Genomic DNA, 14,002 nt, shown 5'->3' on the forward strand with positions numbered 1-14,002 from the left:
CAGCGCGCCTGTTCGGGTAGCGCCGGGCCATGCCCGGCGGCCTCGCCGCCGATCAGCCGAACGGCAGGCCGGCCGCCCGGCAGGCCGCACTGATTGCTGCGCAGGCCGCTTCGATGGCCGGTGTGGTCGGTGCCAGCCGCGGGCGACGGTCCAGCGTGCAGGCCAAGCCCACATCCAGCAGAGTGGCATGCGCAGCGTGCAGTGCCTGCGCGGTGGCGACCGGCAGGAATTCCGCTGCGGCCAATGCATCGATCAACGACGGCGTATCGCGGGGTGACAGCAGCGCCGGTACCTGTGCACTGCGCTCGAGCACACCGGTCTGCAGCAGGAACTCCAGGTCCACCACGCCACCGGCGCCCTGCTTCAGGTCGATGCGCGCGGCATCGCTGCGGTCCAGTTCGGTGCGCATGCGCCCTCGCATCTTCAGCACATCGGCATAGAGGGTGGCGGGGTCGCGTGCACGGCCCAGGGTCTGCGCACGCACCCGCTCGAAGTCGGCCAGCAGGCTGGCATCACCGGCCACGCCGCGCGCGCGCACCAGCGCCTGATGCTCCCAGGTCCACGCGCGTTCGCGCTGGTATTCGGTGTAACTGGCCAGGGACGAGACCAGCGAGCCTTTGCCGCCGTCCGGCCGCAGGCGCACGTCGATGTCGTACAGCCGACCGGCGGCGGTGACCGCGCCGAGCAGGGCCATCACCTTCTGTGCCAGCCGCGCGTACCAGCGTCCCGGCTCCAGCGCGCGCGCGCCATCGCTGGCCTCCACGCCCGCCGGATGATCGTGCAGGAACACCAGGTCCAGATCGGAACCGAAGCCGAGTTCGAGGCCCCCCAGGCTGCCATAGCCGATGATCGCAAAGCGCCCGCCGGGAATGCCGCCGTGGGCGGCCTGCATGTCGGACTCGGCCATGGCCAGCACCGTGACCACGACTGCCTGCGCCAGCTCGGCCAGTTGGCGGGTGCTGTCGACCGCGCCCTGGCGGCCGTCCAGCGTGGCCATCGCCATGCGGAAACTCAGGGCCAGCCGGGTTTCGTTGAGCCAGCGCAACGCGGCTTCCGGGTCTTCGACCGTCAGCGCCTGCTGGCATTCGGCCAGCATGCCGGCCGCATCCGGCATCGGGCCGGACACGCGCACGTCCAGCAGTTCGTCCAGCAGCAACGGATAGGCCGCCAGGCGCTCGGCCAGCAGCGCGCTGCGCGCCAGCACATCCACCAGCCGCGCCAGCGCACTGGGCTGTTCGTCCAGCAGGGCCAGATAACTGGTCCGGCGCAGCACCGCCTGCAGCAGGCCGAGTACGCGCTTCAGTGCGGCATCCGGTTGCGGCGAGCGCGTGGCGGCGTGCAGCAGCGCCGGCAGCACGCGGTCCAGCCGCGCGCGCGCGGCGTCGGACAGCGACTTCACGCCGGTGCTCTGCGCGAAATCGCGCAGCGACTGATCGGCGCCGTTCGCATCGAGGAAACCGGCTTCGGCCAGCAACGGCGCGTCACTGCCACCCGGCAGGCTGCGCCAGTAGTTGGCCAGCGCATCCGGCGCCGCCTGGCCCTTGCGCGGTGCCAGCAATGCAGCGAACTCGGTGCTGACCCGCTGCTGCTGCACGGCCAGTGCAGCGCGCAGCGCCTCCCAATCCGGGTAACCCAGGCCCAGGGCGATGCGCTCGCGGTCGATCGCATCGCTGGGCAGCACATGCGTCTGCGCATCGCGCAGCATCTGCAGCCGGTTCTCCAGGCGGCGCAGGAACAGGTAGGCCTGCTCCAGCGATGCGCCGTCTTCGGGCGCGATCTGGCCCGCCGCCACCAGCGCCTGCAGCGCCACCAGCAGGCGACGTTCACGCAGGGCCGGTTCGCGGCCGCCACGGATCAGCTGCAGTGCCTGGCACAGGAATTCGATTTCGCGGATGCCACCGGCACCGCGTTTGATGTCTTCATGCAGTTCGCGGCGGGCGACTTCAGCCGTGATCGCAGCCTTCATCTCGCGCAGTCCGTCCAGCGCGGTGAAGTCTAGATAGCGTCGATAGACGAACGGGCGCAGCGTCTGCAGCCACGCCTCACCGGCTGCGATATCACCGGCCACGGCACGTGCCTTCAACCAGGCGTAGCGCTCCCAGTCGCGGCCCTCCCGCTGGAAGTACTGGTCCATCGCAGCGAACGACAGCGCAACGCGGCCGGCACTGCCGAACGGGCGCAGGCGCAGGTCGACGCGGTGGCTGAAGCCATCGACGGTGGTTTCATCCAGCAGCTTGGCCAGGCGCTGGCCGAGCCGCGCGAAGTATTCTTCGGCGGCCAGCGGACGCGGTCCGTCCGATTCACCGCCCTGCGGGTAGGCGTAGACCAGGTCGATGTCGGAGCTGAAGTTGAGTTCGCCACCGCCGAGCTTGCCCAGGCCAAATACGACAAGTTGCTCGACGCGGCCCTCGTCATCACGGATCACGCCGTGGCGCTGTGCGAATTCCTGCTGCAGGGCATCCAGCGCCAGCCGCAGGCAGTCTTCGGCCAGGGCGGTGGCGCCGGCCAGGGTCTGCGCCACGTCATCCAACCCGGCCAGATCGCGCCAGACCAGGCGGGTCGACATCGCCGTACGCCAACGCCGCAGCTGCGCCGGCCATTCGCCGGGCTGCACCGGGTCGAGCACCGGCGCCGGCAACGGCGGGCACTCCGGCAGGGCCAATTGCGACAACAGGCCGGGCTGCCGCACCAGCGTGTCCAGAGCGAAGTCACTGGCGATGGCCAGTTGGGTCAGCAGGGGCCGCAGGTCGGCCGGGATCGGTTCCGGAACCACCTGGGCCAGGCGCGACAGGGCACGATCAACCAGGGGCTGCAGCGCGGCGGGCAGTTCGGCGGGGGCGAGGGTCATGCGTTGATTCTCGCGGCGCCGGGCGCCTTTGCCAACGGCGGGAAGTCGCTGCGCCGCCGTCCATCGCGCGCATTCATCCTGGGCAGCGGGCAATAAAAAAGCCCGCTTGCAGCGAACTGCCAGCGGGCTCTGCTCCCTCCCCCACGTCGGGATGCAGGGCCATCCTGCGGGCTGCGAAAGGACTTTGCACGCTGCACTGCAAAACAGAACCGGCGGGTATGGATAGCCCCGCCCGCGAAAAGCCATTCCACGAAGGTAGCCCCCCCGTACGCCGGGGGATGGCCGATAATCGAGGCTCCCCCCAGAAACACTGTCGTCATGTCTGTTGATCGCATCGCCAACGCGCGTCTCCGCGACCGCGTGGTCTCCGCCGAGGCCGCAGCCGCGCTGATCCAGCCGGGTGAAACCGTGGCCATGAGCGGGTTTACCGGCTCGGGCTATCCCAAGGCCGTCCCCGTGGAACTGGCGCGCCGCATCGAAGCGGTGCATGCCCAGGGCCAGCCCTTCCAGATCAAGCTGATGACCGGCGCCTCCACCGCGCCGGAGCTGGACGGTGCGCTGGCCAAGGCCGATGGCATCGCCATGCGCATGCCCTTCCAGAGCGACCCGGATGCGCGCAACCGCATCAATGAAGGCAAGCTGGATTACATCGACATCCACCTCAGCCACGTTGCCCAGCACGTCTGGTTCGGCTTCTACGGCGAGATCGACACCGCCGTGGTGGAAGTCTCGGCCATCCGCGAGGACGGCTCGCTGGTGCCATCCACCTCGGTCGGCAACAACAAGACCTGGCTGGACCTGGCGAAGAAGGTGATCGTCGAGGTCAACGAGTGGCAGCCGGCCGGCGTCGATGGCATGCATGACATCTACTACGGCACCGCGCTGCCGCCGCATCGCAAGCCGATTCCGCTGGTCAACGCCAACGACCGCATCGGCGATACCGCGCTGCGCTGCGACCCCGACAAGATCGTGGCGGTGGTCCGCACCAACGGCCCGGACCGCAACAGCCCGTTCAGCCCCATCGATGCGACCAGCGAGCAGATCGCCGCGCACCTGATCGACTTCCTCAAGCACGAAGTGAAGCACGGCCGGCTGCCGCCGAACCTGCTGCCGCTGCAGTCCGGCGTGGGCAACATCCCCAATGCGGTGCTGGCAGGCCTGGCCAGGAGTGGTTTCCGTGATCTGGCCGCGTTCACCGAGGTGATCCAGGACGGCATGCTCGACCTGCTGCGCGACGGCGTGCTGAGCTATGCCTCGTGCACGGGCTTCGCGCTGAGCCCGCAGGCCAACGAGACGTTCAAGGAGAACATCGACTTCTACCGCGAGCGCATCATCATGCGCACGCAGGAAATCTCCAACCATCCCGAGCTCGTGCGCCGGCTGGGCTGCATCGGCATGAACGGCATGATCGAGGTGGACCTGTACGGCAACGTCAATTCGACGCACGTGATGGGCACGCGGATCATGAACGGCATCGGCGGCTCTGGTGACTTTGCCCGCAACGGGTTCCTGTCGGCGTTCCTCAGCCCGTCCACGGCGAAGAACGGCACTATCTCGGCGATCGTGCCGATGGCCAGCCACGTCGACCACACCGAACACGATGTCTCGGTGATCGTCACCGAGCAGGGCCTGGCCGATCTGCGCGGCCTGACCCCGCGCAAGCGTGCGCAGGTGCTGATCGACCGCTGCGCGCACCCGGATTTCCGCCCGCAGCTGCAGGACTACTTCGACCGCGCCAGCCGTGAGAGCTATGGCAAGCACACCCCGCACCTGCTGCCGGAAGCGTTGTCCTGGCACCAGCGGTGGCTCGATACGGGCACGATGAAGGGTTGAGGCATAGGGTTCGCCGGGCATGGCCCGGCGCTACCGCTGCATCCTTCGCCGTTTCGCCGGGCGCGGCCCGGCGCTACCCTTGCATTGTCCCTGGTAGCGCCAACGCATCAACCGCGCAGGCTCGCCAGTGATTCGGCCTGCAGGCGCTCGTAGATGTCGAACTCATCGTTCACCGGCACGCCCAACGCCTGCTCGAACGCTTCGCGGTTGGCATGTGCGGCATAGGCGCGCTGCTCTTCGCCCCCCAGGTTCGACTGGAAGATGCCTGCGGCGCTGACCGGCAGGAAATCCTCGTAGACGATCGGGTCGGCCACCACCAGCCCCGCCGCGATCAGGGCTTCCGCCGGCAGGTCACCGATCCCGCCAGGCGCGGCGCGGCCGGCCTCGGTCAGCTGGTAGCGGAAGTAGCCCAGACCCTCGCGGCGCAGGGTGTCATGGTCGTCCGGGAACGCTGCGAACGCTGCCTGCAGGCGCTGGCCATAGTCGCCACCGGTGCTGCCGGCACCTTCGCTGTTGCGCGCCTGCGCCAGCAGCTGGTCGTACAGCGCGCGCCCCTTCGGCGTCAGGGCCAGGCCACGCTGCTCGATCTCGCCGAACCGCGCGGTGTGGGTGCCGGCATCACCGCCCTGCTCATCGGGGAAATGCACGGCTTCTTCCAGCGCTTTGAAACTGGTCTGCCGCAGCAGGATCGGACAGGCGCGGCGCGGCGGACCTTCGATGACCGCCTTGGCGGCCATCCCCTGCTCGATCATCGCTGCCTGCGCGGCATCGATGTCCAGCGTGCGCGGGGTCAGGTGGTTGATGTGCGGGCCACGGAAGCTGACCACGTCGGCCACCAGCCGGTGTGCCTGGTGCAGCGCATGGTAGGTCGGCAGGTCGACGGTGGCGTCACCGTGCCAGCGGAAGGTCTCCAGCGCCTCCGCCACGAAGCGCTCGGCGTCGTGCTGCGACAGCCCGCCATCGCGCTCGGCCTGGTCGATCAGGGCCAGGGCGGCATCGGTGAAGATGCGGCGGCGGGCCAGGATCTGCGCCGACTGCGCACGCAGGGCCTCGTCCTCGATCAGTTCCAGGCGCAGCAGCGAGGTGAACACGCGGAACGGATTCTGCGCCAGCGCCGCACCGGTGAGCGGGCGAAACGCGGTGGAATGCACCGGCACACCGGCCACCGACAGGTCGTAGTAGCCGACCGGAAACATGCCCATCACCGCGAACAGGCGGCGCAGGGTGGCCAGCTCCTGCACGGTGCCGACGCGGATCGCGCCGTGCCGCTCCTCGTCCAGCCGGCCGCGCTCATCGTTGCGCTGCAGCTGCGCAGCCAATGCAGGGTCCTGCGCCAGCACCTGCGCGTTGATCCGCTCCACCAGTTCCACCAGCGTGCCGTACAGCGGCACTTCGGTGCGGTACATGCGGGACATGGCCTGGGCGAACAGGCGGCGGATCACATCAGGCGAAACGAAAGAGGCGCTCATCAGTCACTCGATTACGGGAACGGGGAACAGCTCGGACCCGTATTGTCGCCGGAGCGCGGGGCCGGCGGCGATATGCAGAGCAGCATGGAGCGGACCGGCGCTACCGGTTGAGCTGGCGCTTCAGGGTGGCATCCAGGGTGATCGGCCGGTCCCAATGCTCATAGCTGGCCACGATGGCGTGGCGCACGGCGCGGTAGTGCAGGTTGTCCGGTGCCTTGGGCATCCGCTTCACCACGGCCTGCCAGCCGCCGGCCGGGTCACGGCTGAAGGCACGCACGCTGTCGCGGCAGGTCTGGCCGCTGGCCTTGGCCCAGAAGCAGGCGAAGTACAGGTCACCCGCCTGCCAGCCGTGGGTGCTGAACAGCGCACTGACATAGCCACGCGGCACATCGGCATAGCGCGAGACCTCGTCGAGGAAGGCATCGGGGTAGCGCTCGGCGTAGTGGTTGATGTCGCGCAGCTGGGCGTCGATCCAGCGGTCGCCGGTGTCCACCTCATAGGCTGCCGAGCGTTCGGCCGTCTGCTGTGCCAGCACGGTGGCCGGCGCCAGCAGCAGGAGCATCAGCAGCGTGAGCAGGCGAGCATTCATGCCCCGATTCTGCCGCAGCCGTCGCGCCCTGTCAGGCCGCGACGCTCGCCTTGGCTTCGATCGCGGCCAGTGCGGCCGGCCAGTCCCAGGCGGTATCGGCGCTGACCATGCGCGGCTCGTCGTCGGCCACGCCATGCTGGGTCTCGTGCGCCCAGGTGACCGCATAGGGCGTATGGATGCCCCAGCCCCCGAGCGTGACCACCGGCTCGATGTCCGAGCGCAGCGAATTGCCGACCATCACGAAGCGCTCGATCGGCAGGTCGAACTCGGCCAGCACGCGGGCATAGGTCGCCGGGTCCTTCTCCGAGACGATCTCGATGCGCGGGAACAGTTCATGCAGCCGGGCGACGTTGATCTTCGCTTCCTGGTGGAACAGGTCGCCCTTGGTGATCAGCACCACCGGATAGTGCTCGGCGATGGCCGCCACCGATTCACGCACACCGTCGATCAGCTCGACCGGATGGCGCAGGGTGTCGTGGCCGATGTCGAGGATGCGCTGGATGTCCCTGGCCTCGATGCGCTGGCCGGTGATGTCGATGGCCGCCTCGATCATCGACAGCGCCATGCCTTTCACGCCGTAACCGAACACACCCAGGTTGCGCTGCTGCACTTCCAGCAGGTGACGGGCGGTCTGGGTGTCGTGCACGTCGATGTAGCGCGACAGCAGGTCAAGGTAGTCCTGCTCGGCCTTGCGGTAGTAGTCCTCGCTCTTCCACAGCGTGTCGTCACCGTCAAAACCGACCAGGCCGATGGCGCGCGCGGGCGCAGGCGTGGAGGCGTTCATCGGACAAGGATACAGGCGCGGCGAGGGCGAAAAAAACCCGGGCGGCTGGCGCCGCCCGGGTACCCATGCACCGGTTGTCCCGAATCAACGGTGGATCAGCGGCCCTGTGCGGCGCCGCCGGCACCGGCCTGCTGGGCGGCCACATAGGCCTTGTACTCATCGGCGCTCAGCTCGCCGTCCTTGTTGGCATCGGCCTGGTCGAACACCTGGGCAAGGCCGGCGTTGACCTGTGCCTCGGACTTGCTGATGGTGCCGTTGCCGTCGGTATCGATGCTGGCCCAGGTCTGGCCCCCGCCGCTGGCCTGCGCCGATGCGGCAGCCGCTGCGTCAGTGGCCTGGTTCGCGGCCTGGCCTGCCTGCGCGGCGGCCTGCTGGGCCTGCGCTGCATCATTCTGCGCCTGTGCGGCCTGCTGCTGCGCGGTCTGTGCCATGGCCGGAATGGCCAGTACGCTGCCGGCGGCGACAATCAGGGCGATCAGGGGCTTGCGGTTGCGAATGGTCATCAGGGATGTCTCCTTGGGGTGGTGTTGCGCGGCCTGTTGTTTCCGCACGGCACCTACCCTGCCACCCCGTTTCTGAATCGATTTTGCGCCGCGACCGGCATCCACACGCGCGGTTAACCACTGCCCGGCGTGCATGCATTAGCGCGGTGGTTAGGGTGGAGTGATCGGCCCATAAGGCGAACATTCAACGCCCTTGGATTTAACCCGCAGGCAACGAAAAACCTGCGTCAGTCGACGTTCTGGGACGATGACCGCGAACTGAACAACACCCATCCCAGCGCCACACCGCCGAGCGCTCCGGCAATCTCCAGCACCACGCGGCTGCCGAGTTCGTTCGGATCGTGGATGGTGGCCAGGAACAACCGCGCATACAGCGGCGACTCCAGCCGCACGATTCCCATGTAGAAGAGCTTCCATGCATCGATGCCGGCCGAGATCACCACGGCGATGACGCACGACCAGCCGATGGCATGGCCTACCGTCCAGTGCAGCAGGCGGCACAGCCGATGCCAGAGCAGGTACACCAGCAGGCCAACCAGCAATGCGATGGCGCCAGCTTCCAGGGTACCGAGCAGGCCGAAATGCAGGGGAAGATTCATCGGGTGCGCAGGAGGGGAAAGGCGGCCAGTGTACGACGGAGGGTCTCGGCGGCGCGGACCCGCCGGTGCTGCTATCGAACGGGCACGTCGTAGGCGGTCATCGGGTCCGGCTCGGGCTGCAGCGTGTAGTGCCACCACTCCTGCGCATAGTTGCTGAAGCCATGCCGGGCCATCGCCTGCAGCAGACGGGCACGGTGGGCCCGCTGTGCGTCATTGAGTCCTTCGGCCGCGGTGTGCGCCCGCGGACCGAAGAAATCGAAATCGGTGCCCATGTCCAGCGGCGTGCACGTGTCGCGCCGGCACGCCAGCAGGCCGACGTCCACGGTGGCGCCGCGACTGTGGCCCGAGCGCTCGGCGATGTAGCCTTCGCTCAACAGCTGCGGCTTTTCCAGATCCGGATACTGCAGTGACTTGCGTGACTGCTCCGCGGGGTCATGTGCCCAGGCCACGAACGCCTGCACCGCGCGCACCGGGCGATAGCAGTCGTAGATGCGCAGAGCGAAGCCCTGCGCGCGCAGATCCGCTTCCACCCGTGCCAGTGCGGCCGCGACCGGCGCCAGCAGATAACAGGCCGGCGCTTCATAGCCAGGCACGCGTGCGCCCGTGAAGTTGCCGGCGCCGGCATAGCGGATGTCCAGCTCGATTCCCGGCGACACCGTGCGGATCTCCACCAGTCCGGCCTGCGACGCATCGGTGGCCGAAGATATGCGCGGCGCCTCACTGGCGTGCGCGGGGCTCGCCAGTGCAGTCGCCAGTGCGAGTGAAATGCAGATCCTGGAAGTCATAGCTGAAGTCGATGTCCGGGTCGATCGCGCGCAGTTGCAGGGACGGCACCGGGCCATCGCCGGGCTGCAGCCACGCCTGCACGTCCTCACCCAGCGTGTCCCAACGCAGGAGCCAACGCTGCTGCAGCTGCATCACCCGGGCCTGCAGGCGAGGCGATTTCTCCACGCGGAACCGCAGGCCGTCGGGGCCTGGGCACAGCCAGGCGGTTCCCAGCCATGGATCCGCATAGCGGCCCTGCCACTGCGGCAAGGCCGTGCCGGATACGGCGCGCGCACCTGCCGTCGAAGGCGCCACATGCCCCTGCGCACGCTTGGACGCCTGCGCGCGCTCCAGTTCATCGAGGTAGTCGGCGGCACGCCTGCGGTCCTGCGGCGCGGTGTACGCCTTCAGCATCGACTGCATCAGCGCCGTACGTGCCTGCTCGCCCTCGCCATTGATCAGGATCACTACGCCGATGCCACGGTCGGGCAGCAGGGCCAGCGACGAATACATGCCGGACAGGGTGCCGGTATGCGCCACCTTCCAGTGGCCATCGATGTCCGACAGGCGCCAGCCGTAGCCATACCCATGCACGTGTGCGTTGTCCCAGCGCCGCTGCAGGTCACCCAGCGGCATCGGCATGTGCAGCGTCCACAGTGCCCGCCGCTGTGGCGTGTCCAGCCAGTCCGGCACAAGGTCGGGATCCAGCAGGACCTGCATCCAGCGCGTCATGTCGCGCAGCGAGCAGCGGATGCCGCCGGCTGCCATCGATGGCAGATCGGCGCTGATCTCACCATCGGCGTTGACCACCGTCGTGCGGCCGTCGCGCCGCGCATGCGGCTGGGCGACGTTGCCGACGTCGCGCACCGACCAGCGGCCGACCTGGCAACGGGCCATGCCCAGCGGCTCAAACACCTGCTCGCGCATCAGCTGGTCATAGGGCTTGCCCCCTGCGGCAGCAGCCACTTCACCGGCGACCACGTACATCAGGTTGTCGTAGGCATAGCCGCTGCGGAAGCTGATGACGGGTTTCAGATGCGCAAGCCCGGCGATGATGTCGGCGCGGGTGAAGGCATTGGGCTCGGGCCACAGCATCAGGTCACCGGCGCCCAGCCCCAAGCCACTGTTGTGGATCAGCAGATCACGCACCTGCATCTGTTGCCCCACCCAGGCGTCGTGCATACGGAAGCCGGGCAGATGCCGCTGCACGGGGTCATCCCAGCGCAGCCGGCCCTGCTGCACCAGCCGTGCCAGCAGCGCGGCGGTCATCGCCTTGCTGTTGGAGGCGATCTTGAACAGCGTGTCCTCGTCAATGCGACCGCCATCGCCCCGCATGCCCTCGGCATGGCGGTACACCACCTGTCCCTGGTCCACCACCGCCACCGCCACCCCAGGCAGGTGCTCGCGTGCGACAACGGTGGCGATATCGGCATCAAAGCGCGCGGGCTCCGCCGGCGCAGCAGGCGAGGTGGCAAGTGCAGCAAGGACGATCAGCTGAAGCACAGGCCCGCTCCCTTGTGTCATTGCCCGCGCCGCCCCTTCGAGCGGCGCGGGCACAGCGTCAGTAGCTCCAGGTCACCGTCAGCTGCGCATAGCGCGGCGACTGGAAGCCGGTGCCATAACGATACAGCGGGTTCGGCGTGCCGATGCTGTCCTGCGGCTCGTAATCCTGGTCCACCGTCACCACACGCTGCTGGTTGAGTACGTTGTACACCGCCAGCTTCAGGCGCAGGTCGGTGGGGATCGGCACCTTGTACGACACGCTGACGTCGAGGTCGTAGGTCCACGGCGTGCGGCCATCGCCACCGCGCGGGGAATGCACGAACACGCGCTCGGACGGCACGCTCGCCTGGCAGTTGGAGACGCACACGTAATAGCTGTGGAAGTCGGTGTCGTCGAACGGATTGCCGGCGCCGAAGCGGGTGATCGGGCTGCCCGACTGCACGCCCAGCGTCGCCGCCACGCTCAGGTTCTCGGTCAACGCATAGCTGCCACGGAACTTGAACTGATGCCGTCGGTCATTGGCCAGGTAGCCATAGCCGCCGTAGTTCACCCAGGGGTTGTCGAAGTTCTCGGTACGACCGGCATCGGCGAAGTCGGTATCGGAGTTGACCGGGCCTTCGGCGTTGCCACGGCCGTAGGCCAGCGTATAGGACGCATTGAAGCCCCACTTGCCATCCCAGGCGCGATCGACCTGCAGCTCCAGCGCCTTGTAGTCGCGCCTGGGCTTCACCCAGCCGCGCTGGCCAACATAGTTGCCGTCATCGTCATACAGCGCCCAGCCTTCCTTCGACGTATCGATGCTGATCCAGCCATCGTTGCTGCCGTCGCAGTTGGTATCGCCCCAGACGGTATTGCTGCGCCCGGGATTGCCCATGATCCAGACGCTGTCGATGGCACCGCACTGGCCGGTGGCGGTGATGTTCATGTCATCGATGGCGTTGTGCAGGCGCCGATAGGTCACGCTGGCACCGACCGACCAGGCTTCGTTGATCATCTGCTGGAAGCCGAGGATCGCCTCGTCCTGGTAGACCGGGTCCATGTCCCGGTTCACTTCGGCACGCAGGTCCGGCACGCTGCCATCACCCTGCGAATTGTCGACCGGCCCGATCTGCGCCCCCAGGTTCGGCACGTTGTTGGCGGCACCGCTATAGCCGAGGAATTCGTACCAGGTGCGTTCGTCCAGGAAGCCACCGGCCTGCTTGATGTTGATGACGTTGGCCACCGGCAGGAAGTAACGGCCAAGGTTGCCGAACACCTTGGTGGTGCCATCACCGCGCACGTCCCACGCGAAGCCCAGGCGCGGGGCCAGCATGTCGTCGATCTTGATGTAGCTGCTGCCGTCGCCGCCCTTGTTGTCGAAGGCTTCCAGGCGCAGGCCCATGTTCAGCAGCAGGTTCGGGGTGACCTGCCAGTTGTCTTCCAGGTAATACGCCGAGTTGATGGTTTCAAACGAGCCATCCACTTCATACCGGCGGGTGCGCGCGACCAGGCCACTGGCCGGCACGATGCCCCCATTGAGCGAGCTGCCCGGCGTGCGGTAGTAGATGTCGTAGCGGAAACCACCCGGACCGGGATAGGCGCGGCTGTAGTCGGAGGTGTTCTCTTCGCGGTCCAGGCCGAAGCGCAGCAGATGGTCGCCCAGGGTCCACTCGAAGTCGGCGCGTGCGGCCTTGCGCGTATCCAGTGCCGATTCCAGCAGCGAGCTGCTGGTGCAGCTGCGGTCGCCCTGCAGCTGCGAGGGCACGCCCTGGCTGGCGGTACGGTTGTCGAACACGCGGTTGCAGTTTTCGTCCATCAACGAGCTCTGCGCGCGGTTGCGCTTGTTCTCGCCATACATCAGCTTCATGGTCAGGTCGTTGCTGACCTGCCAGCTGTAGGTGCCCGACCAGTTCCTGCCGCCCACTGTGTTGTAGATCTGGTTGCTGCGCTCGCCTACCGTCTGGCCACTGGCATAGTCGTAGTTGTAGACATCGGTAAGCGTCTTGCTCTTGTCCGAGAAGCCGAACAGCGACAGCATCTGGTTGTCGGTGATCTGCCAGTCGATCTTGCCGCCCCAGAACGGGTCATCGGCCTTGCCCTGGCTCAGGCGTGTACCGGCATCGTTGGTCGAGGTTGGCCGGTAGTCACGGGCCTCGTACATGCCGAAGAAGAACAGCCGGTCCTGGACCAGGGCACCGGAGGCGAACACGTTGAGCGCACTGCGGCTGTAGTCGTCGCGGCTGGCGGTGATGTAACGGCTGCCTTGGCCGTCATAGCGGTCGCGGGCCTGCGACTGCCACGCGCGGGGTTCGAACACCAGCTCGGCACCGGCCTTGAAGTCGTTGCTGCCCGAGCGGGTGACGGCGTTGATGACGCCACCGGTGCTGCGCCCGAACTCCACCGAATAGCCTCCGGTCTTGACCTGGAACTCCTGGTAGAAGGAGAACGGTACTGACGAGAAGCCCACCCGGTTGTAGAAGTCGGTGACGTTCAGTCCATTGATGTACACGGTGTTCTCGGCCACTGACGAGCCGCCGAACGAAATGCCCTGTCCGCCCAGCGAGCCCTTGCCCTTCACTGCGCCCGGCGCCAGCAGCGCGACGGCGGTGATGTCACGGTCCACCGGCAGGCGCGACAGCTCCTCGCGGGTGATGTTGGTGGCCGATTCGGTGGACTTCACATCCACCATCGATACCACCTGCGGCGCGCGCACCTCCACCGTTCCCAGGGTACTGACCGCACCCAGCGGCACATTGACGGTGGTTGCGCTGCCCAGGCCGACGGTGACCTGGCCGACGCGGCTGGCACCGCCGCCGGGCAGGCTCACCTCCATCTCATAGGTGCCCACCGGCAGCAGCGGAATGCGATAGCTGCCGTTGGCATCGGCCTGTACCGAGCGGACGAAGCCGGTGGCCGGATTGCGCACCGTGACCGTGGCGCCGGCGGGAACCTGGCCGGCATCGCTGACCAGCCGGCCGGCGACGGAGCCATCCTGCGCGAAGGCGCCGGGCGCGATCACGCCCAGACAGGTACCCAGGGCGACGCACAGCGCCGCCCGCTTGATGTTGTATGCCTTCATCCCCTGCTCTCTCCTGCAAGAATTGAATGGTGCCGATGGTGGTGTGTCGCG

The 14,002-nt window shown here is 67.5% G+C and carries 10 protein-coding genes; 1 reads left to right on the forward strand and 9 read right to left on the reverse strand.

Annotation, left to right across the window (positions count from 1 at the left end; translation table 11 throughout):
- Nucleotides 1-52: 52 nt before the first annotated feature.
- A complete protein-coding gene (gene glnE / locus AC5P5M_RS16415; protein ID WP_495206156.1) occupies nucleotides 53-2,848 on the reverse strand; it encodes a bifunctional [glutamate--ammonia ligase]-adenylyl-L-tyrosine phosphorylase/[glutamate--ammonia-ligase] adenylyltransferase in 2,796 nt (931 codons plus the stop codon).
- A 318-nt stretch (nucleotides 2,849-3,166) separates the two neighbouring features.
- On the opposite strand from glnE, the gene scpC reads away from it, so the two are divergent.
- Nucleotides 3,167-4,681, forward strand: a complete 1,515-nt coding sequence (gene scpC / locus AC5P5M_RS16420) for a succinyl-CoA:acetate CoA-transferase ScpC (RefSeq protein ID WP_128988074.1) — start codon at nucleotides 3,167-3,169, stop codon at nucleotides 4,679-4,681.
- A gap of 107 nt (nucleotides 4,682-4,788) precedes the next feature.
- Here scpC and hglS read toward each other — a convergent pair whose 3' ends face one another.
- The 8 genes from hglS to AC5P5M_RS16460 form a co-directional block, all read right to left on the reverse strand.
- Nucleotides 4,789-6,150, reverse strand: a complete 1,362-nt coding sequence (gene hglS / locus AC5P5M_RS16425) for a 2-oxoadipate dioxygenase/decarboxylase HglS (RefSeq protein WP_111186630.1) — start codon at nucleotides 6,148-6,150, stop codon at nucleotides 4,789-4,791.
- Between the two features lie 100 nt (nucleotides 6,151-6,250).
- Nucleotides 6,251-6,739 (reverse strand): hypothetical protein, encoded by a 489-nt coding sequence (locus tag AC5P5M_RS16430; RefSeq protein WP_053519656.1) that lies wholly within the window; start codon nucleotides 6,737-6,739, stop codon nucleotides 6,251-6,253.
- A gap of 31 nt (nucleotides 6,740-6,770) precedes the next feature.
- The gene (locus tag AC5P5M_RS16435) at nucleotides 6,771-7,523 is read right to left on the reverse strand and encodes an HAD family hydrolase (protein ID WP_495206157.1); all 753 of its coding nucleotides are present in this window, start codon (nucleotides 7,521-7,523) and stop codon (nucleotides 6,771-6,773) included.
- A 95-nt stretch (nucleotides 7,524-7,618) separates the two neighbouring features.
- Entirely contained in the window at nucleotides 7,619-8,026 is a 408-nt protein-coding gene (locus AC5P5M_RS16440; RefSeq protein ID WP_065175425.1) for an EF-hand domain-containing protein, read from the reverse strand.
- A gap of 227 nt (nucleotides 8,027-8,253) precedes the next feature.
- A complete protein-coding gene (locus tag AC5P5M_RS16445) occupies nucleotides 8,254-8,625 on the reverse strand; it encodes a hypothetical protein (RefSeq protein WP_414487765.1) in 372 nt (123 codons plus the stop codon).
- A 71-nt stretch (nucleotides 8,626-8,696) separates the two neighbouring features.
- Nucleotides 8,697-9,410, reverse strand: coding sequence for a M15 family metallopeptidase (locus AC5P5M_RS16450; protein ID WP_414487766.1), 714 nt, complete (start codon nucleotides 9,408-9,410; stop codon nucleotides 8,697-8,699).
- Nucleotides 9,343-10,893, reverse strand: coding sequence for a serine hydrolase domain-containing protein (locus tag AC5P5M_RS16455; RefSeq protein WP_495206158.1), 1,551 nt, complete (start codon nucleotides 10,891-10,893; stop codon nucleotides 9,343-9,345). Before AC5P5M_RS16455 ends, AC5P5M_RS16450 begins: the two co-directional genes overlap by 68 nt.
- A 58-nt stretch (nucleotides 10,894-10,951) precedes the next feature.
- On the reverse strand, nucleotides 10,952-13,951 hold the full coding sequence (locus AC5P5M_RS16460) for a TonB-dependent receptor (protein WP_495206159.1): 3,000 nt from the start codon (nucleotides 13,949-13,951) through the stop codon (nucleotides 10,952-10,954).
- Nucleotides 13,952-14,002 lie beyond the last annotated feature (51 nt).

This window comes from Stenotrophomonas sp. YJH_SMC_106-19 (genome assembly GCF_059368375.1).

Coding starts and splice junctions, on each gene's coding strand:
- hglS (WP_111186630.1), bottom strand. CDS start 6,150: ATGAGCGCCTCTTTCGTTTCGCCTGATGTGATCCGCCGCCTGTTCGCC.
- AC5P5M_RS16430 (WP_053519656.1), bottom strand. CDS start 6,739: ATGAATGCTCGCCTGCTCACGCTGCTGATGCTCCTGCTGCTGGCGCCG.
- AC5P5M_RS16445 (WP_414487765.1), bottom strand. CDS start 8,625: ATGAATCTTCCCCTGCATTTCGGCCTGCTCGGTACCCTGGAAGCTGGC.
- glnE (WP_495206156.1), bottom strand. CDS start 2,848: ATGACCCTCGCCCCCGCCGAACTGCCCGCCGCGCTGCAGCCCCTGGTT.
- AC5P5M_RS16450 (WP_414487766.1), bottom strand. CDS start 9,410: ATGACTTCCAGGATCTGCATTTCACTCGCACTGGCGACTGCACTGGCG.
- AC5P5M_RS16460 (WP_495206159.1), bottom strand. CDS start 13,951: ATGAAGGCATACAACATCAAGCGGGCGGCGCTGTGCGTCGCCCTGGGT.
- AC5P5M_RS16435 (WP_495206157.1), bottom strand. CDS start 7,523: ATGAACGCCTCCACGCCTGCGCCCGCGCGCGCCATCGGCCTGGTCGGT.
- AC5P5M_RS16440 (WP_065175425.1), bottom strand. CDS start 8,026: ATGACCATTCGCAACCGCAAGCCCCTGATCGCCCTGATTGTCGCCGCC.
- scpC (WP_128988074.1), top strand. CDS start 3,167: ATGTCTGTTGATCGCATCGCCAACGCGCGTCTCCGCGACCGCGTGGTC.